The 26,774-nt window shown below is 67.5% G+C and carries 24 protein-coding genes, 2 tRNA genes and 1 other RNA gene; 14 read left to right on the top strand and 13 right to left on the bottom strand.

Going from position 1 to position 26,774, the window contains the following annotated elements; translation table 11 throughout:
• Positions 1-46: 46 nt before the first annotated feature.
• Positions 47-958 (top strand): hypothetical protein, encoded by a 912-nt coding sequence (locus HTZ84_RS15370; protein WP_174681483.1) that lies wholly within the window; start codon positions 47-49, stop codon positions 956-958.
• 245 nt (positions 959-1,203) lie between these two features.
• On the opposite strand, the gene HTZ84_RS15365 is transcribed toward HTZ84_RS15370, so the two are convergent.
• Positions 1,204-2,622: a serpin family protein gene (locus tag HTZ84_RS15365; RefSeq protein WP_174681482.1), complete on the bottom strand. Its 1,419-nt coding sequence runs from the start codon at positions 2,620-2,622 to the stop codon at positions 1,204-1,206.
• A 74-nt stretch (positions 2,623-2,696) separates the two neighbouring features.
• Entirely contained in the window at positions 2,697-3,140 is a 444-nt protein-coding gene (locus HTZ84_RS15360) for a DUF4385 domain-containing protein (RefSeq protein WP_174681481.1), read from the bottom strand.
• 140 nt (positions 3,141-3,280) lie between these two features.
• On the opposite strand from HTZ84_RS15360, the gene HTZ84_RS15355 reads away from it, so the two are divergent.
• Entirely contained in the window at positions 3,281-3,766 is a 486-nt protein-coding gene (locus HTZ84_RS15355) for a PaaI family thioesterase (protein ID WP_174681480.1), read from the top strand.
• A gap of 211 nt (positions 3,767-3,977) precedes the next feature.
• Here HTZ84_RS15355 and HTZ84_RS15350 read toward each other — a convergent pair whose 3' ends face one another.
• Positions 3,978-4,139, bottom strand: coding sequence for a hypothetical protein (locus HTZ84_RS15350; protein WP_008892818.1), 162 nt, complete (start codon positions 4,137-4,139; stop codon positions 3,978-3,980).
• A 151-nt stretch (positions 4,140-4,290) separates the two neighbouring features.
• A complete protein-coding gene (locus HTZ84_RS15345; protein ID WP_174681479.1) occupies positions 4,291-4,869 on the bottom strand; it encodes a cysteine hydrolase family protein in 579 nt (192 codons plus the stop codon).
• A 123-nt stretch (positions 4,870-4,992) separates the two neighbouring features.
• Here HTZ84_RS15345 and HTZ84_RS15340 point away from each other — a divergent pair, with 123 nt between their 5' ends.
• The 3 genes from HTZ84_RS15340 to HTZ84_RS15330 are packed head-to-tail and all read left to right on the top strand — an operon-like array spanning position 4,993 to position 9,483.
• Complete coding sequence (locus HTZ84_RS15340; protein ID WP_174681478.1) at positions 4,993-6,738, top strand: Hvo_1808 family surface protein; 1,746 nt, start codon at positions 4,993-4,995, stop codon at positions 6,736-6,738.
• Positions 6,739-6,777: 39 nt separating this feature from the next.
• Entirely contained in the window at positions 6,778-8,295 is a 1,518-nt protein-coding gene (locus HTZ84_RS15335; protein WP_174681477.1) for an Hvo_1808 family surface protein, read from the top strand.
• A gap of 30 nt (positions 8,296-8,325) precedes the next feature.
• Positions 8,326-9,483 carry a nicotinate phosphoribosyltransferase gene (locus HTZ84_RS15330; protein ID WP_174681476.1) on the top strand — a complete coding sequence of 386 codons (1,158 nt, stop codon included), beginning with the start codon at positions 8,326-8,328 and terminating at the stop codon, positions 9,481-9,483.
• 9 nt (positions 9,484-9,492) lie between these two features.
• Here the strand turns inward: HTZ84_RS15330 and HTZ84_RS15325 are convergent, their stop codons facing one another.
• The 4 genes from HTZ84_RS15325 to HTZ84_RS15310 form a co-directional block, all read right to left on the bottom strand.
• Positions 9,493-10,509, bottom strand: a complete 1,017-nt coding sequence (locus HTZ84_RS15325; protein WP_174682598.1) for a M48 family metalloprotease — start codon at positions 10,507-10,509, stop codon at positions 9,493-9,495.
• A gap of 237 nt (positions 10,510-10,746) precedes the next feature.
• Positions 10,747-11,646: an ABC transporter permease gene (locus HTZ84_RS15320; RefSeq protein ID WP_174681475.1), complete on the bottom strand. Its 900-nt coding sequence runs from the start codon at positions 11,644-11,646 to the stop codon at positions 10,747-10,749.
• On the bottom strand, positions 11,643-12,683 hold the full coding sequence (locus tag HTZ84_RS15315) for an ABC transporter ATP-binding protein (RefSeq protein WP_174681474.1): 1,041 nt from the start codon (positions 12,681-12,683) through the stop codon (positions 11,643-11,645). The genes HTZ84_RS15320 and HTZ84_RS15315 overlap by 4 nt, the downstream gene beginning before the upstream one ends.
• 271 nt (positions 12,684-12,954) lie before the next feature.
• Positions 12,955-13,737 (bottom strand): sensor domain-containing protein, encoded by a 783-nt coding sequence (locus tag HTZ84_RS15310; RefSeq protein WP_309138772.1) that lies wholly within the window; start codon positions 13,735-13,737, stop codon positions 12,955-12,957.
• A 310-nt stretch (positions 13,738-14,047) separates the two neighbouring features.
• On the opposite strand from HTZ84_RS15310, the gene HTZ84_RS15305 reads away from it, so the two are divergent.
• From HTZ84_RS15305 to HTZ84_RS15295, 3 genes are read left to right on the top strand one after another with little or no spacing between them, the layout of a single operon-like run.
• Complete coding sequence (locus HTZ84_RS15305; RefSeq protein WP_174681472.1) at positions 14,048-14,404, top strand: helix-turn-helix transcriptional regulator; 357 nt, start codon at positions 14,048-14,050, stop codon at positions 14,402-14,404.
• Positions 14,401-14,859 carry a DUF7521 family protein gene (locus HTZ84_RS15300; RefSeq protein WP_174681471.1) on the top strand — a complete coding sequence of 153 codons (459 nt, stop codon included), beginning with the start codon at positions 14,401-14,403 and terminating at the stop codon, positions 14,857-14,859. The genes HTZ84_RS15305 and HTZ84_RS15300 overlap by 4 nt, the downstream gene beginning before the upstream one ends.
• Positions 14,860-14,861: 2 nt before the next feature.
• The gene (locus HTZ84_RS15295) at positions 14,862-15,134 is read left to right on the top strand and encodes a DUF7521 family protein (protein ID WP_174681470.1); all 273 of its coding nucleotides are present in this window, start codon (positions 14,862-14,864) and stop codon (positions 15,132-15,134) included.
• A gap of 126 nt (positions 15,135-15,260) precedes the next feature.
• On the opposite strand, the gene HTZ84_RS15290 is transcribed toward HTZ84_RS15295, so the two are convergent.
• A complete protein-coding gene (locus HTZ84_RS15290) occupies positions 15,261-15,863 on the bottom strand; it encodes a TIGR00296 family protein (protein ID WP_174681469.1) in 603 nt (200 codons plus the stop codon).
• A 213-nt stretch (positions 15,864-16,076) separates the two neighbouring features.
• Here HTZ84_RS15290 and rnpB point away from each other — a divergent pair.
• Positions 16,077-16,499, top strand: an RNA gene (rnpB, locus tag HTZ84_RS15285) — RNase P RNA component.
• 207 nt (positions 16,500-16,706) lie between these two features.
• On the opposite strand, the gene HTZ84_RS15280 is transcribed toward rnpB, so the two are convergent.
• The gene (locus HTZ84_RS15280; protein ID WP_174681468.1) at positions 16,707-18,230 is read right to left on the bottom strand and encodes a hypothetical protein; all 1,524 of its coding nucleotides are present in this window, start codon (positions 18,228-18,230) and stop codon (positions 16,707-16,709) included.
• A 392-nt stretch (positions 18,231-18,622) separates the two neighbouring features.
• Complete coding sequence (locus HTZ84_RS15275) at positions 18,623-19,528, bottom strand: esterase/lipase family protein (RefSeq protein ID WP_174681467.1); 906 nt, start codon at positions 19,526-19,528, stop codon at positions 18,623-18,625.
• A gap of 899 nt (positions 19,529-20,427) precedes the next feature.
• Here HTZ84_RS15275 and HTZ84_RS15270 point away from each other — a divergent pair.
• On the top strand, positions 20,428-21,234 hold the full coding sequence (locus HTZ84_RS15270) for a helix-turn-helix transcriptional regulator (RefSeq protein WP_174681466.1): 807 nt from the start codon (positions 20,428-20,430) through the stop codon (positions 21,232-21,234).
• Positions 21,235-21,525: 291 nt separating this feature from the next.
• On the opposite strand, the gene HTZ84_RS15265 is transcribed toward HTZ84_RS15270, so the two are convergent.
• Positions 21,526-21,598: transfer RNA gene (locus HTZ84_RS15265), tRNA-Arg, on the bottom strand.
• A gap of 334 nt (positions 21,599-21,932) precedes the next feature.
• Here HTZ84_RS15265 and HTZ84_RS15260 point away from each other — a divergent pair.
• The 3 genes from HTZ84_RS15260 to HTZ84_RS15250 all read left to right on the top strand — a co-directional run bounded on the left by HTZ84_RS15260 (position 21,933) and on the right by HTZ84_RS15250 (position 24,921).
• Positions 21,933-23,393, top strand: coding sequence for a single-stranded DNA binding protein (locus HTZ84_RS15260; RefSeq protein ID WP_174681465.1), 1,461 nt, complete (start codon positions 21,933-21,935; stop codon positions 23,391-23,393).
• Positions 23,394-23,459: 66 nt separating this feature from the next.
• Positions 23,460-23,891, top strand: coding sequence for a histone family protein (locus tag HTZ84_RS15255; protein WP_174681464.1), 432 nt, complete (start codon positions 23,460-23,462; stop codon positions 23,889-23,891).
• Between the two features lies 1 nt (position 23,892).
• A complete protein-coding gene (locus tag HTZ84_RS15250; RefSeq protein ID WP_174681463.1) occupies positions 23,893-24,921 on the top strand; it encodes a histone deacetylase family protein in 1,029 nt (342 codons plus the stop codon).
• 63 nt (positions 24,922-24,984) lie between these two features.
• Here HTZ84_RS15250 and cca read toward each other — a convergent pair whose 3' ends face one another.
• On the bottom strand, positions 24,985-26,469 hold the full coding sequence (gene cca / locus HTZ84_RS15245; RefSeq protein WP_174681462.1) for a CCA tRNA nucleotidyltransferase: 1,485 nt from the start codon (positions 26,467-26,469) through the stop codon (positions 24,985-24,987).
• A 95-nt stretch (positions 26,470-26,564) separates the two neighbouring features.
• On the opposite strand from cca, the gene HTZ84_RS15240 reads away from it, so the two are divergent.
• Positions 26,565-26,637: transfer RNA gene (locus HTZ84_RS15240), tRNA-Asn, on the top strand.
• The last annotated feature ends 137 nt before the right edge of the window (positions 26,638-26,774 follow it).

Below are 26,774 nucleotides of genomic sequence, written 5' to 3'. Positions count from 1 at the left end.
GGACCCGACGGACCTAAACGGTCTCGCCGCGCAGACGGCGACTACGATGGCCGTGACGCTCCCCGCGGAACTACTGCGGCAGTACCAGCGCTTCTCGCTGTACAACTCGCCGTATCCCGCCCACGACGAGGGATGTGCGATCGATCTCTACCCCGGCGCGCTCCGCGACGGGCGGACGAGCGCCGCCCCGAGCCCGATTTCGGGCGTCGTCCGCGAGACCCGCGCCGTCACCGCGCCGCCGAAGCCCTACGCGCCGGAGCACGATCACCTGATCCTGGTCGACTGCGACGGCCCAGGTGAACTCGAGGGGCTGACCGCCCGGATCCTGCACGTCGAACCCGCCGTCGAAGCCGGCGACCGCGTCGAACGCGGCGACTCACTGGGCGAACTCGTCCGCGCGGGCTTTTTCGCGCCCTGGGTCGACAACCACCTCCACGTCGGCCTGCGCCGGCCCGACCAGAACCCCCACCGGGCGTCGGGGTCGCTCCCGCTCGCGCTCGGGATCGACCTCCGTCCGCTCGAGTGGGACGGCACCGGAACCGTCGCGTCGACCGGCGAGACCTACGCCGTTCTCGACGCGCCGACGCATCCCGATCCAGGCGAGACGTTCGTCGGCGTTCGGGCCGACAACGGGCGCGTGCTCGACGGCGGGCTGCCCCACTACGACGGCGGCGGACTGCACCAGCGAGCGGGGACGGGCTCCGAGACGTCCGGAGACGAGGAGCTCGAGGATGGGGCGACTCCGGTCTGCCTGAACGGCGACCGCCTCGGCGTCGCCCGGGGACGGACGATCGCCTGGGACGACGTGGTCGTCACGGTCAACGGCGAACCGATCACCGGCCTCTCGCTGTTCTGCGCTCGAGACGCCGCCTTCGGGGCGAAGCTGATCTGTCCCGAGCGACCGCTCGAGGTCGGACAGCGGGTTCGGGTTCGGGTTCGCCCCTCGCTCGAGCGCTAGAGAGTGACGGGATCGTCCTCGAATCGATGAGAGAGCGAATAGCAGACGCCTGAGCGGTGGTACGCGAAACGAACTGTTCTGCTACCGTGGCAACGCGGAACTGCCACTTCCTCCCCAACCGATTCGCTCGGTCGTTCCTCCCTCGCTCATCCCTCGCACGATTTTGAACGGCCCCTCACTATCCGTTCGGTGCCGTTCGGCGCGCGCCACTGCGCAAAGATGGGGAAAGTAGGACAACGCGGCTATTATTCCTGTAACTGCTCGCCGTCGACGACGCGGCCGACGAACAGCGGCGTCTCGGTCGGACGGTCGCGGACGCAGAAGAGGAACGGGCGATCGACGGTCATCTCGACGCGGTCCGCCACGGCGGTGTCCTCCACGACGACGGCGGTCGCGGCCGCCGCTTCGGTCCCCTCTTCGTCGACCTCGACGAAGCTCTGGTGGATGATGTCGTCGATGAACAGATCCGATTCGGCGCTCTCGACCATTCCGCTGAAGTCAGCGCTGCCGCCGTCGAAGGCCCGCTCCATCCCCAGTTCCCGCATGGTCTCGACGAGGCTGAACTTCGACTCGATGCCGAACTTCGGAAGCGCGAGGTCGACCTTCGGCCGGGACGCCTCCTCGAGCATGATCGCCAACTCGTCGACGCCGAACGACGCCTCGACGGATTCGAACTCGCCCTCGGCGGGGAGGACGACGATCATGCTCGTGTCGCCGTTGGCGTAGGGGAGTTCCACGAGCTGGTGACCGTCGATTTCGGCGTAGCGAAGTTCCTGCGACTGGTGCATCATCTCGACCTCGGTCTCGCTGCCGTCGAGGCTGGTGAACGCCCCGGGTTCCGTGTCGGCGGGGTCGAAGTCGTGCTCCCAGGCGGCCAGGAAGTAGACGGCGTTCGTGAGGACCAGTCGGGTCGACCGATCGATCGACCCGGCCGGCAGTAGATCCTCGATCCGGTCGTTCGTTCGCTCCTCGACCCAGGCGTTGATCTCCTCCCGGGCCGCCTCGGGGCTCCCCGAGAAGTCGGCGAGGTGGTCGCCGGCCTCGTAGTAGGCCTCGAGTAACTGGACGTAGGCGTCGTCGAAGTCGTGTCCCTCGTCGCGCCAGACGGCGTTGGCGCTCGAGAGCTGGAATCCGAGGTCGTCGCCCTCGCTCCCGTCTCCCTCGCCGTCCTCGTCGGCCCACGCCGGCGACTCGACCTCCCGTCCGTCTTCGTTTCGCCGCTCGAACTCGCCCTCGAGGGCGCCGAAGGCGGCGTGGAGCGCCTCGCCCTCGAGGTCGTATCGCAGGGCGTCGGCCATCTCCGCGGCGGTCTCGCCGCGGGCGCCCGCGTAGGTCATCGCCAGCGCGACCGAGACGCTGTACGGCGAGAAAAACAGGTTCTCGTCGGGCGTCTCCTCGCGAAGCTGTGCGAGGACGTCGAAGGAGACGGCGACGTTCCCGCGGATCTGTTCGGCGATGCGATCGGACTCGAGGTCGGGGTCGGTAGTGAGATCCAGTCGGGGAAAGTCGGGGGCGTCGCGGTCCGCGAAGAGCGCGCCGTCCTCGTCGCCGTTTTCGTCGCCGTTCGCGGGGTCCTCCCCGTCGGTCGAATCGCCGAGACAGCCCGCGGCGCCGGCGAGGAGGGCGCCGGTCAGGGCCAGCACGCGTCGCCTGTCAGCGGTCATACTCGAGTAGCCGCTCGCCGGGGATAAACACCTTCGGTAGACTCAAAGACATTTTTGAGCGTTCAGGGCGACCGTCACCGTCGCTCGCGATGGGCGTCTTTCGCCCGTTGATACGCGTCGTCTTCGCGGACGCGCTCCCAGTACCGCTCGAAGACGAGCGCGGCGGCGCGTTTCTCGCGGTCGGCCCAGCGCTGTGGCTCGCGTTCGTCGCCGCTCCCCTCGTACTTTCGTCCACCCGGATACTTCGCGTAGCGCATCGCTCGCGTGTAGCCCATCTGGAGGTACTTCCGGGCCATATCCATCCCCGGGAAGTCGTCGTTCTCGCGGTACCGTTCGTACCGCTCGTAAATCGACGACGCGGACTCGCGGGCGGCAGCCGCGTCCCGATACGACCACAGCGGGAGCAGTTCGCTCTTGTACGGTTCGACCTTGAACACGCCTTGCTCGCCGCGACCGATCTCGTACTGCTCCGGCCGGTCGCGGAAGTCGACGTCGTATTCGGGGCTCTCGTCGGTCACTCGTCTCACCGGCAGTTACGCTCGTTCTCGAGTAGCGACCTGCGCACCGTAGCCGCCGCGCTTGCGAATCGAGTGAACTCTCGACAACGGGGACGGCGAGAAACACAGCGGTAAAGGCCGTCGGAGGGACAGGAGTGTACATGACCGACGACATGCGGACGGTGATGGAGCGGTTCGACGACCTCGAGGAGATGATCCAGTACTTCATCGACGAACACCAGGAGTTCCTCTCGTGGATCGGGACGCGCGTCGACGACGTCGGCGACGGGACGATGACGCTCTCGCTACCCTACGACGAGAAACTGAGCAACACGCGGCCGGATACCGAACCCGGCGAGCGAGCCGACATTCACGGCGGCATCGCCGCGACGCTGATCGACACGGCGGGCGGCCTCGTGCTCCGAACGAAACTGGACGAGCCGTTCGGGGCCCGAATCGCGACGATCAACCTGAACGTCAACTACCTCCGGCCGGCGACGGGCGACCTGTCGGCGACGGCGGACGTGATCAGGGTCGGCGGCAGCGTCGGCGTCAGCGAGATCACCGTCGAGAGCACCACTCCCGACGGCGAAACCACGGAGGTCGCGACCGGACAGGGCGCGTTCCGCATCTTCCGACCGGAGTGATCCCGACGTCGATCGACCGCGGCACCCGGACGGTGGGGCGCGCCTCGGCGAGTGAGCACAAGCGACGAGCGAGTGGAACCGCCGTCAGAGACGTCGGCCACTCGAGCGCGGAGCGCTCGAGTTTCAGACGGCAGACCGAGCCACCGTCCTTTTCGAATCCCGCCACTCGGTGGCCCTCGAGTCGGCGTTGCTCTGCGAGCGAAATTCCCTTTCAGGCGGTCGAGACCATCCAGTACCGGACGCCGAGGTAGACCATGACGATCCCGAACGTCACCGCGAACAGTATCGCCCCGTCCACGGCCGCGTAGATCAGCGCGACCGCGTTCAGCAGGATCCCGAACACGTACATCGTTCGGAGCCGGCGGGCGTTCATGCGCCCTCACCCGCTCGCGTCGCGACCGGTCGCTCGAGTCGGTCGGCCCGAGCGAGTTGAACGTCACTCATACTACGCCGTTGGGACGGGACGTTGAAAACGCTCTCCTTCGACTCCTGCCTCGAGTCGGCGAGTCCCTCGGGAAGTCGGTTCAGTGACTCGCGAACTCGAGGTCGTCCATCTCGCGGACCTCGCCGAACAGCCAGCCGGCGTGGTCGACGGCGTACTCCTTGTGTTCGTCCTCGATGGCGCCGATGCAGTCTTCGACCATGATCGGCCGGAAATCGCGCACGCCGGCGCTACCGCCGGTGTGGAGCACGCAGACGTTCGCGAGCGTGCCGCAGATGACGAGGTCGTCGATCCCGCGGGCGTTCAACCAGCCCTCGAGTTCGGTCTCGTGAAAGGCGTCGTAGGTGTGTTTCTCGACGACGTGGTCTGCCTCCTCGACGGGCAGTTCGTCGACGATTTCGGCCTCCCAGGAGCCCTCGAGGACGTGTTCGCCCCACTGGTCGAACTCGTCGTAGTAGTGGGCGTCCTCGAACTGCTCGGGCGGGTGGACGTCCCGCGTGAAGATCACCTGCGCGCCGGCCTCCCGGCCCCGCTCGACGAGGTCGGCGATCGGCTCGATCACCGCCTCGCTGCCGGGCGCGTACAGCGAGCCGTCGGGGTGGCAGAACCCGTTTTGCATGTCGACGACCACGACCGCCGTGCTGTCTGGCTCGAGGTGCATATGTAAACCTACGGATGCCTTCGTAAAAAGTTCGCGGCGGCGGGGACGGCTCTCGAGTGCCGGAACCGTTCCGATCAGCGGGCTTTTTGCGCTCGCCGCCGTACGGCAGACCATCCGCTCGCAATGAGGACCCCTCCGACGCGAGTCGCCGCCGCGCTCGCCGTGGTCGCGGCGCTCGCACTAGTCGCAGTCGCGGCCGGCGCCGCCCCGCCGCTGTTCGCGAACGAGTCGCCCGACGGCGCCGACCGAGCCGACGATCCGACCACCGCGGGGACCGTCGGCTACGTCGAGGGTTACTGGTACGACGACGAGCTCCCGGTCGACGAGCGGGACGACGCCGTCGTCGAGGACGACGAACTCGAGGCGGTCGTCTACCGATCGATGGCCCGCGTCGAGAAGATCCGCGGGCTGACCTTCGAGAACGACGTGCCGGTGGAGGTAATCTCCCGCGAGGAGTTCCGGTCCCGGGACGGCGCCTTCGTCGACTCGAACGAGAGCCAGCAGCGCGCTCGGAACGTCACCTACGAGGCGCTGTTTATGGTCGACGCCGAGACCGACGCGACGACGGAGCTCCGGGCGATCTACGGCGGTAGCGTCGAGGGCTACTACGAGCCCTCGACCGACCGCATCGTCATCGTCTCGAACACGCCCGACCGGCTCGAGCTCGACGAGATCGTGCTCGGCCACGAGCTGACCCACGCCCTCCAGGACCAGCAGTTCGACCTGTCGAACTACGAGCGCGCGACGATCGATCGGGAAGCGGCGGAGAACGGGCTCATCGAGGGCGACGCGATCAGCGTCGAGACCGAATACGAGCGGCGCTGCGGGACGGACTGGGAGTGTCTCCCCGACGACGACTCCGGCGGCGAAACCCCGAGCAATTGGGGGATCTACCTGTCGCTGTATCAACCCTACAGCGACGGCCCGGCCTACGTCGACCACTTGCGCGAGTCCGGCGACGGCTGGTCCGCGGTCGACGATCGCTACGCCGATCCGCCGGCGAGTTCGTCGACGGTGATCCACCGCGAGGACCGCGACCCGGTCGACGTCGCGGTCGCCGATCGCTCGAACGAGTCGTGGCGGCCCCTCGAGGTCGGCGGCGAGGTCGCGAGGGAGACGGTCGGCGAGGGGACGATGGTCGCGATGTTCGCCGACGGCGCCTTCGAGCCGACGCGGTCGTCGGTGCTCTCCCGCGAGGCCGTGCTCGGCGACGACGCGACGACGTTCGACTACAACCAGTCGTACACGGACGGCTGGGCCGGGGACGAACTGGTCGCCTACGCCGGCGGGAACGCGAGCGAGGAAACCGGCTACGTCTGGGAGACCGAGTGGCGGTCGGCCGACGACGCCGCGGAGTTCGCCGGCGCCTACGTCGAACTGCTCGAGATCAACGGCGCCGACGCCGTCGAGGATCGGCGGAACACCTACGCGATCGACGACGAGGAGTACCCCGGCGCGTACTTCCTCGAGCGCGACGGCGAGACGGTGCGTATCGTCCACGCGCCGTCCGTCGCCGCGCTCGACGGGCTCTCGGCGGGCGCCGCGCCGGCGGGCGAGGATACGGTCGGGTCGACCGACGCCGACGGCTCCGGCGAGGCGGAAGACGGAGATGGGGGGGCAGGTGGAAACGGAGAGGACGACGATTCGCTGCCCGGCTTCGCCGTCCCCGGAACGGGCGCCGCCGTCGCGATCGCACTGCTGGCGGCGCGAGCGCGGGCACGGCGGCTCGAAGCCGAACGCGGCGGCGGGTCGGAGTCGTCGCCGCGGTCGGCGCCGGTTACCGCCGCGTCCCCGCGTTCGACGCCGTCCGGACCCGACGGCGGACTCGAGGGACCCGACGACGGCCGTTCCGACCGCGGTCGCACCTGAACGACGAACCTTTGTCTCTGCCCTCGAAACCGGCCCTCGATGCAACGGAGCCGCCTCGCGGTGCTCGCGCTCGCCGGCCTGCTGCTCCTCTCGGGGTGTACGGTCCCCGGTTCGCCCGACCGGTTCGACACGAGCCGCGAGCCGGGGCACGTCGGCGGCTACGCCCACGACGACACCTTCGCGTTCGACGGTGAGGAGACGCTCACCGAGTCGCAACTCGAGGCCGTCAAGTACCGCTCGATGGCCCGGATCGAGGTCGTTCGCGGGCTGAAGTTCGAACGCGACGTGGACCTCGAGGTGATCTCGCGATCCGAGTACCGAAGCCAGCGGGGCGGATCGGAGTCGGCGTCGGCGTTTACGAACGAACTGTGGCGCGGGGCGTTCGTCGTCGACGGCGAGACGGACGTCAACGCGGCGATGGACGACCTCTACGGCAGCAGCGTCCAAGGCTACTACGTCACCGATCGGATCGTCGTCATCGCCGACGACGCCGACGAGATCCGCATCGACCGCGAGACGCTGGTCCACGAACTGGTTCACGCCCTCCAGGATCAGCGCTTCGGCCTCGAGCGCGACGGCGAGACGATCGACGAGCGGCGGGCCGAACTCGGCCTGATCGAGGGGGAAGCCAACTACGTGCCCCACCGCTACGCCGAGCGCTGCGGCGACGAGTGGCAGTGTCTCCCCGTCACGCCGCCGGCACCGTCCGAGGTCAGCGCCGATCGGCCGTTCAACGTCGGCCTCTTCCTCTCGATTTACGCGCCGTACGCGGAGGGCCCGTCGTTCGTCGAGGCCCTCTCCGAGCGCGGCGGCTGGACCGCGGTCGACGAGGCCCACGACGACTATCCCGCCAGCACCAGCCAGGTGATCCACCCCGACCGCTACCCGGACGACCGACCGGTCGACGTCGACGTTCCGGACCGCTCGAGCGACGAATGGGAGCCGATCACCGCCGACGGCGAGGTTCGGACCGAGACGGTCGGCGAGGCGACCCTCTTCGGGGCCCTGTGGGCCAACGGGGTCATCGAGCGCTCGATCACGGAGGGGGCGACCGAGCGCTCGCCGTACAACTACTCCCATCCCGCGACCGACGGCTGGGCCGGCGACACCGTCACTGCGTACCGCGACGCCGACGGGGAGCGGACCGGCCACGTCTGGCGCCTCGCCTGGGAGAGCGAGGCCGACGCCGACGAGTTCGCCACTGCGTACCGCAGCCTCCTCGAGAGCCGCGGCGCGGAGTCGGTCGACGCCGGGGCGGATACCTACCGAATTCCCGACGGCGACTCCTTCGAAGGGGCCTACCGCGTGACCGTCGAGGACGACGCCGTCACGATCGTCGGCGCGCCGACGGTCGACGACCTCGAGGGCGTCCGCGCGCCGAGAGTGAACGCGTCGACTGCGTCGCCCCCGTCGGACGTACAGACCGCGGCGACTGCACCAGCCGCGCCGAGCGAACCGACCGCAACGGCCGCGCCGCCCGCCCCGTTGCGTGCGGGAACCGCGACGGCACCGACACCAACACCGGCACCGACGGCGACGGCGTCCGCAGACGAGTAGCTTTTTTACTTCCCTCGGGAACTCACCGATATGTCAAATCCGTTCGGTACCGTCCCGGCAGAGGCCGTTCTCGAGGGGCGCGCCACCGACGCCTACTTCGAGCGCACCCGCGCCACGCTCGAGCACGCGGGGAAGAACCCGCACGTCGTGGCCGAGGTGACCGCCGACCAGTTCCCCACCGGCTCCTTCGACGTCTTCACCGGCGTAGAAGACGTCGCCACGCTGTTCGAGGGCCGGAACGTCGACGTCGACGCCCTGCCCGACGGCCAGCTGTTCGACGGCGGGCCCGTCCTGCGCGTCGAGGGCCCCTACCTCGAGTTCGCCGAACTCGAGACCTCCCTCCTGGGATTCCTCTCGCAGCCGAGCGGCTTCGCGACGGCCGCCCTCGAGGCGCGGCTGGCGGCGCCCGACTCGCTGGTGCTCTCCTTCGGCGCCCGCCACGTCCACCCGTCGATCACGTCGACGGTCGAACGCGCGGCCCTGCTCGCGGGGCTGGACGGCTTCTCCCACGTCGCCGCGGGCGACATCTTGGAGTGCGAACCCGGCGGGACGATGCCCCACGCGCTGATGTTCTGCTTCGGCGAGGGCAACCAGGACGAGGCCTGGACGGCCTTCGACGAGGCCGTCGGCGAGGACGTGCCGCGGATCGCGCTGGTCGACACCTTCTGGGACGAGAAGAGCGAGAGCCTGCTGGCCGCCGAGACGCTGGGCGAGGACTTAGACGGCGTTCGCATCGATACCACGAGTTCGCGACGGGGCGACTTCCGACACATCATCCGCGAGGTCCGCTGGGAGCTCGACGCGCGCGGCCGCGAGGACGTCGACATCTTCTGTAGCGGCGGGCTCACCCCCGAGACCATCCACCCCCTCCGCGACGTCGCCGACGGCTTCGGCGTCGGTAGCCACATCACCGGCGCCGACTCGGTCGACTTCAGTCTCGACATCGTCGAAATTGAAGGCGACCCTATCTCCAAGCGGGGGAAGCTCTCCGGCGTGAAGGAGGTGTACCGAACGCCCGACGGCGGCCACCACGTCGCGCTGGCCGACCGCGAGGGGCCCGACGGGGGCGACGCGCTGCTCGAGCCGCTCGTCCGGGACGGCGAGATCGTCCGCGAGTTCGACCTCGAGTCGGCCAGCGAACGGTGTCTGGCCGACGCCGACGCGGTCGGCTTCGACTCGAGCGAGTAGGGCCGGCGGTTACGTCGCCGCCTCCGTCGCCTCGAGGTCGGCGAGAATCTCGAGCCGGCGCTCGGTCGAGGGATGCGTCGCGAAGAGCAACCGCTCGAGGCGGCCGCCGCGCTTGCCGCTCACTGTGGAACCGGCGGTTCCCGCCGCCGTCGCGTCGTCTCCCGGTCGATCCAGCGGGAGGATCGACAGCGACGAGACGCTCGAGGCCTCCCGGAGGTCTTCGGCGGGCGTCTCGGCGATCCCGTCCTCGAGGGTCCGCAACGCGCTGGCCAGCGCCGCCGGCGAACCGGTCGCCGTCGCGGCGGTGCGGTCCGCGGCCAGTTCCCGACCCCGCGAGAGGACGGCGACGGCGGGCGTCGCGAGCGCGAGCGTGACGAGCGAGAGTCCGCCGAACAGGAACCAGAGGAGTCGCTGCGGCACGGCCGCGATTCCCATGAGCGTGTAGCCGACGAACTTCCCTGGCGAGCGCCGCAGGAACGCGGTCGGCGACTCGGTCTCGTCGGGACGGGCGAAGGCCAGTCGGGAAGCCTTCGATTTGAGCGCTCGTGCGAGGACGACCGGCGTCGCGGCGGCGGTCATCACCATCGCGTCGCGGTTCGCGACGTGGGCCAGTTCGTGGGCGACGACCGCCTCGAGTTCGTCGTCCTCGAGCGCGTCGATCGTCCCTCGCGAGAGGACGAGGTGGACGTTCTCGGGGCGGAAGCCGACGACGAGGGCCTCGGGCGCCGACCGATCGGAGACCGCGATCGTCGGGACCGGGACGTCGAGTTGCGCCGCGGCTCTGGTCACGGCCCCGCCCAGCGCCGGGTACGCGTCCGGTGGGACGGGCCTCGCGTCGGCGTGGGCCGCGACGGTGCTGACCCGCCCGAGTTGGACGCCGACGAAGATCGCGAGCAGGCCGAGCGCGACCGCGCCCGCGACGATCGACGGGAGTGCGAAAAGCGACACGATGGCCGCGACGAGCCGCCAGATAGCGGCGAGAAAGCCGAGCGTCAGGGCCGGGAGGACGAGCGTCGTCGCGATCATTCGGAGGCCGAGCGACAACCGGGGAGGGCCTTCACTCACTGTTTCTCGTTTCGAAATGAACACCGCTCGTATATAATGTTTGCACGTAGGAGTGTTCTAACAAGCGACACGAGCGCCCGATCGCAGTGAGTCGACGCTCGATCCCGCGACCGGGTGGAAACGATTCGGGGAGGCGGACGGTCGACGCGCCTCCCGCGGAGGGCCGAAGCGACGCGACGGCGGGGGACCGATCCGCTCTCAGTTCAGGTCGGCGCCGTCGAACCGCCAGTAGCCGATCGCCAGCGGGACGACGATCCAGGCCAGCAGGACGACGGCGGCGAACCAGTCGCTCAGGTAGAACGGGAGGTCGCCGCTCACGCGGTTCGAGAGGAGGAGGGTGTCCGGATTCTCGAACGCCGCGTCCGGGATATCTTCGACGATGCTCTCCATCCCGATGATCCCCCAGATGAACTCGCCGGCGAGTTCGCTCGAGACCTGCCGGTAGGCGTCGAGGGGGTTCAGCCGGAGCAGGAGGAAGTACCACTCGGGGGCCTCGAGCTCCGGCATGCTCCCCTCGAGGAGGTAGTGAACGCCGGCGACGAGCGGATGCCAGATCAGGGAGAACACGACGTAGCTCCCGATCGCACCGCCCATCGCCTGCATCCGCGACGTGGACACCGCCGAGACGCCGACGGCGATGGCGGCAAACGCCAGTCCGAGCAGGATCGTCAGCGCCGAGTAGCCGAGGTAGGTCCCCAGCGGGACGGAATCGAACATCGCCACCGCCATACCGACGGTTAACGCGACCGTCAGGAGCGTCGCGACGAAGACGACGCCGAGCCGGCTGACGAACTTGCCGACGAAGACGTCCCACCGGCTGTGCGAGAGGCCGAACAGCACCCGCAGACTGCCCGACTGGCGTTCGCCGACGATCGCCATGTAGCCGACGATCAGCGAGACGATCGGGATGAACAACAGCCCGCCGATGTTGGTGACGGTGACGATCAGCTGGGTCGGCTCGACCTCCGAGAGGTCCTGGGTCGACGCGCTGACCGCGACCAGCGCCATGAGGAAGAGGAAGACGCCCATCACCGCCCAGACCAGCTTAGAGCGGACGGCGTCCTCGAAGTCCTTGCGAGCGATCAGCGTCGAACTCATCGACTCACCTCCGTTTCCGCGTCGGCGCGAGCACGCTCCGGCCCGCTCGAGCCGACGCGCGCGCCGCCGTCGGTTGCCCGGTGACGGGCCCGTCCCGATTCGTCGGACGACTCTCCCGCCCGGACCGAGTCCGCGTCGGTCCCGGTAAACGCGGTGAAGAGGTCCTCGAGCGTCGGCTCCTCGACGTCGAAGTCGACGATCGTCGCCCCGGAGTCGACGAGGCGGTGGATCGCCAGCGCCTTCGCTGCCGGGTCGGCGTAGGTGATCCGGAGCCGTCCGTCCTGACGGACCGTCACGTCGGTGACGCCGTCGATCTCGCCGAGGTCGACGACCGGCTCCTCCGCGACGTCGACGACGAGACTCGAGCCGACGCCGGAGCGCTCGCGCAGGCCGGCGATGGTGTCGACGGTGACGAGGTCGCCGTCGTCTAAGATGCCGACCCGGTCGCAGACGGCCGACACCTGACCGAGGATGTGACTCGAGAAGAAGACGGTCGTCCCGTCGGCGGCCTCCTCGCGGATGATCTCCTGGAACGTTCGGATGCCGTGGGGATCGAGGCCGCTCGAGGGTTCGTCCAAGATCAGCAGGTCGGGATCGCCGACCAGCGCCATCGCCATCGCCAGCCGCTGGGCCATCCCCTTCGAGTAGTCGCCGACCGGGCGCTCGGCGTCCGCGCGGTCGAGGCCGACGCGGTCGAGCAGCGCCTCGGGCGACTCGCTGCCGCCCTTGGACGCGAGGGCGAACTCGAGGTGGCGATACCCCGAGGAGCGTTCCCAGAGGTCGAACCCGTCGGGAAGGATGCCGACCCGATCGCGGACGGCGTCGGTTTCGTCCTGCGTATCGCGGCCGAGCACCGTCGCCGAGCCGTCGGTCGGTCGGATGAAATCGAGCAGGAGATCGATCGTCGTCGTCTTCCCGGCGCCGTTGGGGCCGAGGAAGCCGAACACCTCGCCCTCGCCGACGGTCAACTCGAGTCCCTCGAGGGCCGCGTCGTCGCCGTAGCGCTTCGTCAGGTTCTTCGTCTCGATGGCCGCCATGGTTACCCCTCCACCTCCGACCGCGCGGGGGCGGGCGGCCGACCGTCTGCGGACTCGGGACGCGCGCGTTCGGCGAGCGAACGTTCGGGAGCGGTTCGAGACGTCGTCGGTACCGGACTGCCGGTCGTTCCGGTCGCGGCGCGACCGGCGCGGGAGTGCGGATCGCTCATTGCGTTTCGAGCGTCGACCGGACCGATCCTATAAGGCGATTCACAGTTGTCGGCCCCTCAGTCGTGCCGAACGCTTATATGGGAAGAGCGGTCGGACCGCTTCAGCGGGCCAGTCCATCCTGCAGGTCCTCGAGGGCCGCGCGGCTGGACGGGCCGAGCAGGACGCGGCTGAACTGGCCGACGAGCCAGGCGAAGCCGTTGCAGATCGCCAGCGAGAGCAGCAACGCGACGAGTCCGACGGCCGAGGTCGCGAGCGCTTCGGGGAGGGTCGTCACCTCCCACTCGGTGATCGTGACGGCGAACTCGGCCCCGATCAGGAGGTCGTGCCACGGCAGTTGCAGCGACGGCGTGAGCTGAACTGGATCGCCGTTGGTGACGAAGCCGATGTGGACGTTCGGATTCTGGTAGTACAGCGGCGTCAAGAAGAGCGTTATCGCGGTCGTAAACAGCATGACCAGCATGGAAAACGCCGCGGTTCCGATGGCGAACTTCGCGAGCAGAAAGCCCATCGCCTTGTACGTCTCGCGACCCAACAGGAGCGAGCGAAAGCCGTCCGTCGCGCCCTCGTCGTCGAGGAACGGATACCCCGGGGAGTCGATCTCGACCGCCAGCAGGTAGCGAGCGCTCGCGCGCTCGAAGGCCGCGAAGACGTGGCTGGCGAGGAACACCACCAGCAGGATCGGCGCGCCGACGAGGATCACCAGCAGGCCGACGCCGAGGGAAACCCCCGTGACCAGGAAGACGAAGTAGAGGAGTCCGAGCGGGAACGCCAGCAGCAGATACAGCAGGTTCAGATAAGTCTGCGGACGAAACGGGCTCGTTATCGCCGTCCGTACCGCCCGCCGGGCGGTCCCGGGAGGGAAGCGACCGGATCGATGACTCACGTCCAGTTCTTTTCGTCCGTTTAACATAAATCTTGGCGGGTGACGAGACGACGACGCGAATGGGGCCGTCGGCGCGCTCCGCCGCCGCGTTCCGCAGGCGTCGCTCGCCCGCCTCGAGAGCCGCGCGAACCCGTTGCGGATCCGAACGATTATTTCCCTGTCGAACGGGGTTCGAGACAGACGTGTCGTTTCGGCGACCGAAACTCCGCAGCGAGCCCGCGCTCGAGCCGGCCGGCCGTCCGCTCCGGTCGGTCGGAGGCGAGTCGCGGTCGCGACGGCTCGCTCGCGGGACTCGAGGGAGGGACCGCCGATGACGACCGGCGTCGATCCCGACACCGAGGAGTTGCTCACTCTCCTCGAGGACGAGTACGCGCGGACGATCATCGTCGAAACGTACCGCGAGCCCCAGTCGGCCGACAGCCTGAGCGACGCCTGCGACGCCGATCCCTCGACCGTCTACCGACGCATTGACCGCCTGCAAGAGCGGGGGCTCCTGCGAGATCAGCAACGGCTCGACCCGAACGGCCACCACTACAAGGTCTACGTCGCCAGCCTCGAGCACGTCGGGATCGACGTCACCGAGGACGGGTTCGACGTCGCGGTCGAGTACACCGAAGAAGACGCCGCGGACACCTTCACGCGGCTCTACGAGGAGTTTTCGGGATGATCGGAACTTCCAGCGGGACGATCGACGGGCTCGAGACGCTCCGCGGAGCGACCGCGGCTGTCGCGTCCGAGGGGTTCGCACCCGGGAGGCCTTCGTCGCCGGTAGGCACTTCCCTCGCGCTCGAATCGTCGTCGACGTCGCAGCCGGGACAGGTCTCGGTCGACAGCGTCGGCGGATCGACGCCCGTCGTGCTCGCCGCCATCGTCACTTTCCTCGTGGCGACCGTCCTCGCCGTGCTCGTCACCTACCGGTTCGTCGAGGGCTACCGCCGGACGAAGGCGCGGCCGATCCTGTGGCTCGCCGTCGGCATGTTCCTGCTCGCACCGGGGCCGATGTTCCTCCGCCTGCTCGCGGGCAACGTCGCGGCGATTCCGCTCTCGGCGCAGTTGCTGGTGACGACGCTGTCGGAACTGTGCGGCCTGCTCGCCATCCTCTACGCCGTCTACACCACCTGACAATGGCACTCGAATCCATCACCGCGGTCGCGTCCGCCCTCACGGCAGTCGTCGGGCTGTTCGTCGCCCACCTCGCGTACCGCGGCTACCGGCGCAACGACAGTCGGACGATGCGCGCGCTCGCGTTCGGCGTCGTCTGTATCGCCGTCGTTCCCTACGCGATCCGCTATCTCGTCGACCCGCTGCTCGGACTCACCGACGCCCAGAGCCTGCTCGCGATCACCCTCTCTCACGCCGTCGGCCTGGCCGCCATCTACCGCACGTTCGACCGCTGACCGGCCGCCGCGTGATCCGCGGGCGCTCCGGCGTCTCCACTCGAGTGCGCAATCCCCGAAAATTCGTGCGTCGATCGGCGACGCGTATCGCTTCCCCGTTCGCGTCCGACTCCCCTGTGATCGAGCCTACAGTTCCTCGATGCTCCCGTCGGCCTCCCGCTCGCGGAAGACCTGGCCCTCGAACAGCGTGACGACGACGTCGTCGTTCTGCCAGGCCGTCGGCGGCAGCCCCGCCTTTCGACAGGTCCGATCGAGGTACTCCCGGGCGCTCCAGTTGTTCTGGACCGGAACCGTCGGGTAGAGCCAGCCGCCCTCGCCGCCGCCGTCGATGGCGACGCCGTGGGTCCCCAGTTCGAGATCCGCCAGCGGATCGTCCGTCAGCACGACGTTCCTGACGGCGCAAACCGAGACGGTGAGATTCGGCAGTTCGGAGGGAGTCACTTCGGAGCCACAGGAATCCTCGCTGGCCGCTTCGATCGCCGAATCGACGATCACGTGGCCGAGCTGTTCCCCGGATCGGTAGCCGCCGGCGCAGCCGCGCAGGCTCCCCCGGCCGCGCGTCGACTCGAGACGAACGAACGCGCCGGTTCGCTCGTAGAAGGCCTCGCGCATGCTGCCCGGTTGTTCTCGTTGCCCGTGTTGTACGAAAGATTCGACGGCTTCGCGCGCGAGTTCGACCGCGCGTGCACCGTCTTCGTAGGAGAGGTCGACGCCCTGTCGCTGGGACATACAGATGAACATGGGAATAGTCGTCCTAAAACGCTTCCATTCGTTACGGTGCACTTTTTGTACGTCGACCGGGGGACTTATTCGGCCGACGGGCCTACCTCGAGTGGGAGAGAGAGTCCGGCCGCCGCGATGGCCCCGCCGGCAACGGCGCGGCCACCTATCGTTGGCCACCCCTCCGGGTTGCCCAACGCACCTAACGTGGCCCATCTCTTCGAGATGCGCCACGCTCGCGAGGAAAGTCCCCCCACCTGTTCGGGCAGGTGACCGGACGCAAGTCCGGAGCGGGAGACCGCTGGCTCTGGAACAGAAACGACACGTCTCGGCCCGACCGATGATGCGTGCGAACCCGACCGAGAGGAAGGGGAGTTGACCCGCTGAGGGAAGCGTGGTCGCGAAGCGACCACGGTACGCGAGGCGGCGTTCGCCGCCGAGCCGTGCGGTCGACAGCACGCGGTTCGAAACCGCAAGTCACGCCCGTCGTGACCGACCGCACAGAGACGGCCGAGGACCGATGGAACGGCGAACCCTCACCGGTGCAAGTCCGCGCCGTGGTAGCCCGAACGCCCCGCGATTTCCGCGGACGGCGCGGACGCTCAGCCGAATGCCGGATCGAACAGAAGGGGGCTTACTCCTCTCACCCGTTTTCACGTCCTTGAGTGGCGACGCGACACCAGCGCCGTTTTCGGTCACGTTCCGACGCGGCACGCACGTCGAGTAGCCAAATAGACCGGAGAACGGGTTTTCGACGCAGGTTCGTAGAAAGAACGGAGTTTCGTCTTCGCACGGTCGCCGCCGTCGGGTGCTGAAATGCTCGGTCGACGAATCGGTGCCGGATTCGTTCCGTTAACAGCGCTGCTTCTCGCCTCCGTTCTTCTTTTTCTTCTTTTTCTTCTTCTTTCCGTTCTTGCCGTCGCCGGTGCCTTCGTTACTCGCGCGCGCTTCGGTCAGTTGCACGTTCTCGTTCACCTGGTAGTTCAGCTGCTCCGCCACCGCGTCGCCGCAGTCCGTGGCGTACGCGACCGCGCCGAACTGCTCGTTGACGTTCAGCTGTTCGACGAGCTGTAACTGGTCGATGTCGACCTCGGCGACTTGCTGGGAACTCTCGCCGTTCCCGGTGTCGTAGGCGACCGCCCACGACCCGTCGCCGCTCCTGTCCGTCCCGGTCACCACCGCATTCGTGCTGCGGTGGGACTTATCGACGTTCAGCGCCTCCGCCGACGCGACCTGCGCGTTGAAGTTCCCCTGGTAACTCTCCTGTCGGGCCGTCGCCTGACTGTCGTCGATCCCGACGGCGACGGCCGCGTTCTGCAGGTTGATGTTCTCCTGCCCGACGCTCTGTACCTGCGTGACGTCGGCCGACGCCGCCTGTGCGTTCGACTGCTCCGCTCCGGCTTTCGAGCGGGTCAGCTTCTCGTCCGAAACCGAGCCGACCATGTCGGCGCTGGCGGTGACTTCGTCGAGCGATTTCGAATCGAAGTCGATCGCGGCGGCGTCGGCGACCTGTTCGTTCAGGTTACCCTGCGAACTCACCTGGAACGCCTCCGCGACGCTCCCGCTACCGACGGCGATCGCGATGGCGACGCCCTGTTCGCTGACGTTCAGCTGCGAGACCGCCTGGGATTGCTCGACCGACGCGTCGGCCTCTTGACGGTCGCCGTCGCCGATGTTCGCCGCGACGGCGTCGGCGTGCTGGTAGTTCTCGTTCGTCTGCGAACTGCGCTGGTACGCCCGCGATCGGCTCCCGTTCGCTGCGATCGCGACCGCGGTGTTCTGACTGTTGTAGTTGTACTGGTCGACCTCCTGGCTCTGATCGATCGCCGCCTCGGCCGACTGCTCGCTCTGATAGGCGTCCTCGCCGACGACCAAGCCGGTGAACTCCCGACACTCGGTCTCCTCGGCGAAGACGACGTACGCCTGTCCGACGCCGGTGAACGTCCAGTCGGTCGTCTCCTCCTCGACGGTGACCGATTCGGCGTTCCCGGCCTGGGTGTTGGCGTTGTTCTGGTCGGCCTGCTGCGCCGCCGTCGCCTCGCCGCCGTCGATCGCGATGCTGACGGCGTTGCCCTGCTGGGAGACGTTGAGCTGGGAGACGTCCTGATACTGGATGACCTGCGCGGTCGAGCTCTGGGACCCCGCGGCGATCTCGTCCCCGTGCGCTTCGACCCACGAGTCGAGATCGGCTTCGGACGAGTCGGCTCCGAAGACCAGATACACGCTGTCGCCGTCGATGTCGCGGGCGCCGTCCGCGTCCGCGTGTGAACGGCCGGTACCCGTTACGAGGGCGCCGGCACCGAGTCCGGTCGCTGCAATTCCTTTGAGATAGCCTCTTCGCTTCAGTCCGTCCTGGTTTCCGTGATTGTCAGCCATGACGCAATTGGGCAGATGATAATTTCGTATTCTGTTATTGACAGCCACACAGCAATAATTAACTCTCTACCATATCGTTGCAAAATTGAAACGATACCTCGTTCGCCGTTTTATACGCCTCTCCGGGCCGTTCGGGGACGCGGTTCGAGCAACGGACGATCGAACGTGGACAATCCTCGAGCCGAGGTCGTAGAATAGCGCCGCGGCCGCGCGAGTCGGGTTCTTCGCAATCCGGGGAACGAATCTATTCGGCGTCTCCGTCCGAGAGCGGAACACTCGATTTCGTCCGGATCTCTTTCGAGCCCCCTTCGGGACGCAGTGTCCCGAACGAACTACTCGCGTCTATCGGAGAAACAGCGGATGGCGCGTAAACAGCGGCTGTCGCGTGGACGTCACTGAGACTCGAAGTCCTCGACCATCTGCGGCACGCAGCCGACCTCCGGCTTGATATACGCACAGTGATCGGCGACGGTGGCGGTCACGTCCACGTCGGTGTAGTCGTCCGGCGTCGTCCCGCTGTCGTCGGTGATCCAGCCGCCGCTGCAGTCGGCGCCGCCACAGCCCAGTCCGCTCGAGAGCGACTGAATCTCGTAGCCGTAACAGACGCTGTCGTCGTTCTCGGAGTGATAGTTGAAGACCGCGTCGGCGCCGGTTTCGATGCCGTAGGCGAATTCGCCGTCCGTACAGACCGAGTCGTCGTCGGCGGCCGCCCCGACCAGCGCGACGCTGTCGACGGTCGCGTCGTCGCCCAGTACCGCCAGCGCCTCGAGACAGAGCCGGCCGCCCAGCGAGTGCCCGACCAGTCGAACCGTCGTCTCCTCGAGGTCGATGCGGTCGGTCGCCAGCCACGATGCCAGGCGCCGCCCGGCCGTCTCGGTCGTCCCCTCGGCTTTCCAGTAGTTGAGGGTATCCGAGGCCCACGACGCCGCGACGACGCGGCCGTCGTACTCGGCCTCCTCGAAGGCTCGCTCGAGGGTGTAGGCCTGATCGGTGCTGGTCTCGCGGCCGAGCCAGCCGTGGACGAAGACGACGACCGGGTCGTCCCCGAAGTCGTCGACGTTCGTCGCCGTCGGATTGCTGCTGGTGAGGTCGATCTCCGGGTACTCCGCGGGGGCATCCAGCCAGTCGTCGCAGCCGGTAAAGCCCGATGCCGAGGCCGACCCCGACGCGCCGGCGAGTCCGGCGCCGCCGACCGCCGTCGCGGCCGTCGTCTGCAGTAGTCGACGCCGGCTCGTAGTCGTCGATTCGGTTCCGTCCGTTTCCGCCGCATCGGTTTCGTCCGCGTGATTTCGATCCATGAATCCCACGACCATCGCGCAGGTCGGTCGCACGTCGGGACCGGATCCCCGTACCAGACGTGCAGGCACACTCCGGTGTCCGAAGTGGTAGATCGGTGCCGTCCTCGCGGTCCGGCCGTGCGAAAGAAACCGAATCGGGGCGGTCGTCGGGGTCGATGCGGCCGAGTCACGGCGCCGGAGCGACGCTGACGATCCGAGAATCGGATCCGTTCTCGCACCTGACCCGGACCGGGAACACGTCCCTCGTCTGAACCGGGTAGGTCCTGTAGCCGAGCGTCACAGTGGTGCTCTGGTTCGACGCGAGGGACACGTACCGACTATCGACCTGATCCGGATCGTTACCGACGATCAGCCGTGCGTTCCCGCGCAGTCGCGCGGATCCGTGATTCGTGATCCGTGCCGTGAGGCGGAACCACTCTCCCCCTCGAAGCGGTTCGTTCGTGTTGATGATCCGTACCGACGGGTACCTGTGTCCACCCGCCGCGGTTGACGCGCCACCGAGGCCGGTGAGCGCCGCTCCGAGGGCGCCCGCGCCTTTCAGGAGTTTTCTTCGGTCCATGGCCCAGTATGATGTTTGTTATCATTTGCCATAATCTCATTCGGCGTCGGTTCGACGGGCCCTGAACTATTTCACCCTTTGAACGGTGGTCGCAGCCACGAGGTTCGAGCCGAGTCGACCGTGCCGGCGGATCCGGTCCCTCGTCCGTCGTCACCGGCTGGACCGTCCGGCGTTCGAACTGCTCGGTTCCATGACCGATGCGAGACGCGGTAGAGTGTCCGATTTCGCACCACACACGCCTCGTTTATCGGTTGCAACTGCGGAACGGTCTTCGTTCTAATTAGTTCCCTCGAGAACCGGACACCTAGATTCAATCGGTCGCGAGTGGGACGAGCGAGGGATGAACAGCACACTCGGGGAGACGGACGCCGAATCCGTCGACGTCGTGAACTTCCTGACTCAGTCGCCGGTTCGGGTCGCCATCCTGCAGCGACTCCGCGAGACCGACCGCCTGACCAAGGCCGAACTGCGCGAGGAGGCCGACGCCTCGCGGGTAACGGTTCAGCGGAACCTCGACGCGCTCGAGGAGCGGGAACTGATCCGCTGTCGCATTCGCGAGTACGAGATCCGACCGCTGGGGGAAGTCGTGGCCGAGGAACTCGCGTCGACGACCGAGACGATGGCGTTCGTCGAGCGCATCCGCCCGTTCTGTCGGTGGTTTCCCGACGACGAACTCGAGTTCGACGTGTGCGCGCTCGCCGACGCGACGGTCGTCGTCTCGGACTCGACAGACCCGTACGCGCCCGTCAACCGCCACATCGAGGCGATGGAGCGCGCCGACCGATTTCGGTGTCTGCTCCCGGCGATCGGACTGCCGGCGCTGACGGTCGCCCGCGAGCGCGTCGTCGAGCACGACCAGCCCCTGGAGGTCGTCCACAGCGCGACCCTCGAGTCGACGCTGCGGTCCGAACCCGAGTACCGGGAACTGGTCGCCGAGATTCGGGCTCACGAGGCGTGTACGATGCGCGTGGCGGACCGCGAACTCACCTACTACCTCGGCCTCTTCGACGATGTCGTCCAGATCGGCGTCGAGGACGATGACGGGATCCCGCGCGCGCTAGTCGAGACCGACGCGGCCGAAATCAGAGCGTGGGCAGAGGAAACGTACGAGCGCCACCGCGAACAATCGGAGCCGCTCTCGCTGTGAGTCTTCGGCGATTCGTCTCGAATTTGGATCCCATGTGCGCACTTAGAAAAGCGTCTTGACGGAGTCTCACGCGAGTGTAACGAGCGTGAGGCACGTCAGGACCGAACGACGCAGCGAGTGCTGAACAACGTGAAACACTCGTAAGGAGTGAGCGTCCTGACGGAGATTTGAACACGGGAAGACGGTCGGCCTCACTACGTTCGGCCGCTGCGACTTCCCTGCTCAAATCTCCGGGTCCGTTTTCCAAACACGGACGACTCGCTCCGCTCGTCGTCGTTGTGTTTGGAAAAGCGTCCTGACGGAGATTTGAACTCCGGTCCCTGGCTCCGCAAGCCAAGAGGATAGTCCACTACCCTATCAGGACTCATCTCTACGTAACCGGGTTACCATTAAAGCACTTTCGAAAGCTACCGGCTCCCGCACGACAATTTCACGCACGACCTGCTTGTAAACGGCCGTCTCTCGAGGGCGGACAGCGCTCGGTCGCCAACACTGACGTTTATATTCGATTACGCGCCCAACGGGAGCCATGACCCGCCGCTCGAGTCCCGTCGACACGCGGTCCGAGTCCACCGTGCTGGAACGACCGAAACCGCTCGCTCGAATCGGTAGTACCGCCGTACTCGTCGGCCGTCGACCCGTACCGGGACGCCGAATGAACAACGCTTATGCGCGGCCTACCCATGCACGAACATAGAATGAGCGACATCGAGGGCGTGTACGAAGACCTCGAGGCCGACGTTTCTCTCGAGGAGTTTCGCGAGGCCGTCGAGGCGAAAGTCGATCAGATGGGCGGACTCGCGGACGAGGAGACGGCGGCGATGCTCGTCGCTCACGAGATCGGCGAGAGCGAGGTCGGCGGCGTCGCCGACATCGAACCCGGCATGGAGGAGGCGAAGTTCGTCGCCAAAGTGCTCTCGATCGGCGACGTGCGGACGTTCGAACGCGACGGCGAGGACGAGGACGGCCGCGTCGTCAACGTCGAGGTCGCCGACGAGACCGGCTCCGTTCGGGCCGCCTTCTGGGACGAGCACGCCGAGGCCGCCACCGAGGAACTCGAGGAGGGCCAGGTACTGCGAATCAAGGGGCGCCCCAAGGAGGGCTTTTCCGGCGTCGAGGTCAGCGTCGACGACGTCGAACCGGATCCGGACACGGAGATCGACGTCCAGGTCTCGGACACCCACACCGTCGAGGCGCTTTCGCTCGGCCTCTCGAACGTCAACCTCGTCGGGCTGGTCTTAGACACCGACAGCGTCCGAACCTTCGACCGCGACGACGGCTCCGAGGGGAAGGTATCGAATCTCGTCCTCGGCGACGAGACCGGCCGCATCCGCGTCACGCTGTGGGACGAGCAGGCCGACCTCGCCACCGAGTTCGACCCCGGCGAGACCGTCGAGGTGATCGACGGCTACGTCAAGGAACGCGACGGCAACCTCGAACTCCACGTCGGCAACCGCGGCGCCGTCGAGGAAGTCGACGAGGCGGTCGAGTACGTCCCCGAGAGCACGCCGATCGAGGAGCTCGAGATCGAGCAGACGGTCGACATCGCGGGCGTCGTCCGCTCGGCCGATCCGAAGCGGACCTTCGACCGCGACGACGGCTCCGAGGGGCAGGTCCGGAACATTCGCGTCCAGGACGCGACCGGCGACATCCGCGTCGCGCTGTGGGGCGACAAGGCCGATATCGACGTCGGACCCGGTGACGAGGTCGCCCTCGGCGACGTCGAGATCCAGGACGGCTGGCAGGACGACCTCGAGGCCTCCGCGGGCTGGCAGTCGACGATCACGGTCCTCGAGTCCGACTCCGGTACCGCCGGCGGCGAGAGCGCCGCGGACGACCCGAGTAACGAGAACGCCGGCCTCTCGGCGTTCGCCGGCGACGACGAGTCAGCCGGGGCGGAAACCGAGACGAGCGCCGCCTCGAGCGACGAGTCCGACGACGCCGGCGGCGCCGATGCCGGCGCCGAATCGGACGAGCCGACCGACGGCGAGGAACTCGAGTTCACCGGCGTCGTCGTGCAGGCCGGCGACCCGGTCGTGCTGGACGACGGCGAGTCGACGATGAGCGTCGCGACCGACGCCGACGTCGGCCTCGGCGAAGAGGTGACCGCTCGCGGGATCGTCCGGGACGGTCGCCTCGAGGCAAACGACGTGTTCTGACGCCGCGAGCAACCTCATCCGACGTCTAGGAAAAGCGTTAAGGGACTTTGCTCCGCCTAGCATGGTATGAACGTCGAACTCCCGTTCGCCCCGGTGGACACGATCATCCGGCGGAACGCGGGCGATCTTCGGGTGAGTGCCGACGCGTCGAAGGAACTCGCAACGCGGATTCAAGAACACGGAAGCGAGCTCGCGATCGACGCCGCCGAGCAAGCGACCCGCGACGGGCGCAAGACGCTGATGGCCCAGGATTTCGGCGTCGAGCAGGTCGTCGACAAGGATGACCTCGAGCTTCCGGTCGCGCCCGTCGACCGCATCGCCAGACTCGAAATCGACGACCGATATCGCGTCTCGATGGACGCTCGGGTGGCGCTGGCCGACATTCTCGAGGACTACGCGGACAACGTCGCTCGGGCGGCCGCGATCCTCGCGCGCCACGCCGACCGCCGGACGATCACCAACGACGACATCGAGACGTACTTCTCGCTGTTCGAGTGAGATGCAGTTTGGCTACAGCGAGACTTGTCTCGCACACGATCCCGGTTCGCGCCACCCGGAGTCGCCGGACCGGCTCCGCGCGATACGGGAGCGACTGAAGAAGAAACACGGCGTCGAATACGTCGAGGCGGACGCCTGCGATCTCGACCGGCTGGCGGCCGTCCACGAACGGGAATACCTCGAGTCCGTCCGGGAGTTCTGCGCCGACGGCGGCGGCAACTGGGACCCCGACACGAGCGCGGTCGAGGAGACCTGGAACGCGGTCTGTCAGAGCGCCGGGCTCGCCTGCTGGGCCGTCGAAGCCGCCCTCGAGGGGGCGACCGGTCGTCGGACGCCGTTCTCGATCGGCCGGCCGCCGGGCCACCACGCCGTCTACGACGACGCGATGGGATTTTGCTTCGTCAACAACGTCGCGGTCGCCGCCCAGCACGCCCTCGATTCCGAGGAGTACGACGTCGATCGGGTCGCGATCGTCGACTGGGACGTCCACCACGGCAACGGGACTCAGGACATCTTCTACGACCGCGACGACGTCTTCTTCGTTTCGCTGCACGAACAGGGTCTGTATCCGGGCACCGGCGCCGTCGACGAGACCGGCGAGGGAGCGGGCGAGGGAACGACCATGAACATCCCGATGCCCGCCGGCACCGACGACCGCGAGTATCTCGCGGCGGTCGAGGGGCCGATCGGCCACGCGCTGACCGACTACGATCCCGACCTGCTCCTGATCAGCGCGGGCTTCGACGCCCACCGTCACGATCCGATCTCGCGCGTTCGGCTCTCGACGGAAGCCTACGCCCTGATGACCGACCGATTCCGGTCGCTGGCCGACGAGACCGACGCCGCCTTCGCGTTCATCCTCGAGGGCGGCTACGGACTGGACGTCCTCGCGGACAGCGTCGCCATCGTCCACGAGACCTTCGACGGCCGCGAGCCGATCGAACCCGACTCGGAGTTCGGGGAGCAGGCCGCGTCCGCCCTCGACGAGGTTCTCGAGGAGCACGGACTGGATATCGACCTCGGAGACTGAGTACCGGTCTCCCGTTCGAAAAGACGCACCCGCTCTTCTCGCGGCCGCGGTTCAGAGTCAGGGTCAGGGTTGCGGCTCGAAGTACCGCGCCAACTCTCGGCCGAACGCCTCGCACAGCGTCGCGATCTCGTCGCCGACCAACACCTCGTACTCGTCCTCGAGGGCCGTCTCGACGTGGGCGCCGAGCCCGACGTCGAAGAGTCGATCGCTCTCGAGGAATCCGCGAGCCGTGGTGAACTCGCGGGGGCGTTCGGTGACGTAGCGGTCGCCGTCGATGAAGGGGCCGTAGGCGTCGGGATCGTCGGCGTAGGCCTCGTAGAACCCGTCGGCGTGACTCCGGACGTGGATCGGCGGCCCGTCGTGGCGCTCGACGGCGGGCCGGTCCGCGACCGCGAGTTCGGCGAGGATCACCGCGGCGTCGTCGGCGAACGTCGTCGCCCGGAAGACGTCGAAGCCGCGGTCGTCGAGGCCGGTCGTGATCCCCTCGAGCGATTTCCGAAGCTGCGGGTAGAGCTGATCTTCGACGAGGTCGGGCGCTCGGAACCGGACCGCGACCGGCGTGGTGCCCCGCCGCTCGAGGTGCGCGCGCAGGGCCGTCTCGTCGAGCGGATCGGGATCGTCGGACTCGAACACCTCGGCGCGGGGATCCTCGAGAAACCTGCGAGCGTAATGCTGGAGGCGAGCGACGTTCTCGGCGGCACAGACGGCGGCGACGTTGCGTTCGGGATCAGTGGGATCGATGACGACCAGCGGATCGTCGAACGGGAGATCGGCGTCGCCGACCTCCGCACTCCGAGACGGCGAAGCCGTCTCGCGCTCCTGGCCGTGGTCTTCGGGGTCGAGTTCGACCGGCGGCTGCCACTCGGCCGCGGCCTCGAGCAGGCCGCGAAACCCGCCGTACTCGACGACGAGGAGTTCGGTGAGGTAGCCGCTGAAGCCCCGCGTGCGGAGGTCGCTCCCGTAGGCGCCGATGCCTTTGAGGAACTGCTTGGCGAGCCGGACGTCGGCGGTCAGTTCGTCGTCGAGTCGGGCCTGTAAGTAGCTGGTGTGGAAGGGCGTGCGGTCGACGGCCGATCGAATTTCGGTCGCCGACTCGAGGCGGAAACAGGGGACGACGTCGACGTCGAACCCCTCGACGGTCCCCTTGACGTAGGGGTGTTCGGCGTACTCCTCGTGGCCCTCGGGGAGCGTTTCGTGGCCGACCTCGAGGCCGTAGCGCTCTAAGGTCTCGCGATCGAGCTCCGGTGGGAAGCGCACGAAGATGTCGATATCTCGATCGCCGCTGATCCAGGTGTTCCTGGCGGTGGAGCCGACCTGCATCACGTCGGCGTCGGGGCAGCGGTCGGTCGCGGCGGTCTCGGCGCGCTCGATGAGCCGGTCGGCGACCGACCGGAGGCGGTCGCGCTCCTCGGCGTCGGGTTCGATCCGCTCGCGAACCGCGGCGACGACCGCCTCGAGGTCGTCGCGCTCCCCGTCGGTACTCGAGCCGTACTCGTCGACCGTCCCGCTGGTCCCGTGCTCGTCGCTCTCGGCGTCCTCCTCGCTCATCGGATGGGGCTACTCGAGCGGTGCGTGAAAGGGTGTCGAACCGCCGGAAGCGAAAACGAAAGCCCTATCAAATACACCCGGCTATCAGAAGATGAGCCGAAGTAGCTCAGATGGTAGAGCACCTCGCTGTTAACGAGGTTGTCCCAGGTTCGAGTCCTGGCTTCGGCGCTTTTTCAAACACTACGCTCGAGGAGCGATAGCGCTACTCGACTCCGAGTTTCGTAAGCGCGAACGTACCGATTCGAACACGTAACTCGCAGTTTCGTCTCCGCGGCCTGTTGTTTATATCCGATCGAGCGGCCAGA

This window comes from Haloterrigena gelatinilytica, assembly GCF_013342145.1.
In the GTDB taxonomy this organism is placed as follows: domain Archaea; phylum Halobacteriota; class Halobacteria; order Halobacteriales; family Natrialbaceae; genus Haloterrigena; species Haloterrigena gelatinilytica.
This window is presented reverse-complemented; position numbering and strand designations above follow the sequence as displayed.

Coding starts and splice junctions, on each gene's coding strand:
- HTZ84_RS15270 (WP_174681466.1), top strand. CDS start 20,428: ATGAACAGCACACTCGGGGAGACGGACGCCGAATCCGTCGACGTCGTG.
- HTZ84_RS15250 (WP_174681463.1), top strand. CDS start 23,893: ATGCAGTTTGGCTACAGCGAGACTTGTCTCGCACACGATCCCGGTTCG.
- HTZ84_RS15295 (WP_174681470.1), top strand. CDS start 14,862: ATGGCACTCGAATCCATCACCGCGGTCGCGTCCGCCCTCACGGCAGTC.
- HTZ84_RS15280 (WP_174681468.1), bottom strand. CDS start 18,230: ATGGCTGACAATCACGGAAACCAGGACGGACTGAAGCGAAGAGGCTAT.
- HTZ84_RS15290 (WP_174681469.1), bottom strand. CDS start 15,863: ATGTCCCAGCGACAGGGCGTCGACCTCTCCTACGAAGACGGTGCACGC.
- HTZ84_RS15340 (WP_174681478.1), top strand. CDS start 4,993: ATGAGGACCCCTCCGACGCGAGTCGCCGCCGCGCTCGCCGTGGTCGCG.
- HTZ84_RS15370 (WP_174681483.1), top strand. CDS start 47: ATGGCCGTGACGCTCCCCGCGGAACTACTGCGGCAGTACCAGCGCTTC.
- HTZ84_RS15315 (WP_174681474.1), bottom strand. CDS start 12,683: ATGGCGGCCATCGAGACGAAGAACCTGACGAAGCGCTACGGCGACGAC.
- HTZ84_RS15335 (WP_174681477.1), top strand. CDS start 6,778: ATGCAACGGAGCCGCCTCGCGGTGCTCGCGCTCGCCGGCCTGCTGCTC.
- HTZ84_RS15300 (WP_174681471.1), top strand. CDS start 14,401: ATGATCGGAACTTCCAGCGGGACGATCGACGGGCTCGAGACGCTCCGC.
- HTZ84_RS15365 (WP_174681482.1), bottom strand. CDS start 2,622: ATGACCGCTGACAGGCGACGCGTGCTGGCCCTGACCGGCGCCCTCCTC.
- HTZ84_RS15305 (WP_174681472.1), top strand. CDS start 14,048: ATGACGACCGGCGTCGATCCCGACACCGAGGAGTTGCTCACTCTCCTC.
- HTZ84_RS15330 (WP_174681476.1), top strand. CDS start 8,326: ATGTCAAATCCGTTCGGTACCGTCCCGGCAGAGGCCGTTCTCGAGGGG.
- HTZ84_RS15275 (WP_174681467.1), bottom strand. CDS start 19,528: ATGGATCGAAATCACGCGGACGAAACCGATGCGGCGGAAACGGACGGA.
- HTZ84_RS15255 (WP_174681464.1), top strand. CDS start 23,460: ATGAACGTCGAACTCCCGTTCGCCCCGGTGGACACGATCATCCGGCGG.
- HTZ84_RS15325 (WP_174682598.1), bottom strand. CDS start 10,509: ATGATCGCGACGACGCTCGTCCTCCCGGCCCTGACGCTCGGCTTTCTC.
- HTZ84_RS15345 (WP_174681479.1), bottom strand. CDS start 4,869: ATGCACCTCGAGCCAGACAGCACGGCGGTCGTGGTCGTCGACATGCAA.
- HTZ84_RS15320 (WP_174681475.1), bottom strand. CDS start 11,646: ATGAGTTCGACGCTGATCGCTCGCAAGGACTTCGAGGACGCCGTCCGC.
- HTZ84_RS15350 (WP_008892818.1), bottom strand. CDS start 4,139: ATGAACGCCCGCCGGCTCCGAACGATGTACGTGTTCGGGATCCTGCTG.
- cca (WP_174681462.1), bottom strand. CDS start 26,469: ATGAGCGAGGAGGACGCCGAGAGCGACGAGCACGGGACCAGCGGGACG.
- HTZ84_RS15355 (WP_174681480.1), top strand. CDS start 3,281: ATGACCGACGACATGCGGACGGTGATGGAGCGGTTCGACGACCTCGAG.
- HTZ84_RS15260 (WP_174681465.1), top strand. CDS start 21,933: ATGAGCGACATCGAGGGCGTGTACGAAGACCTCGAGGCCGACGTTTCT.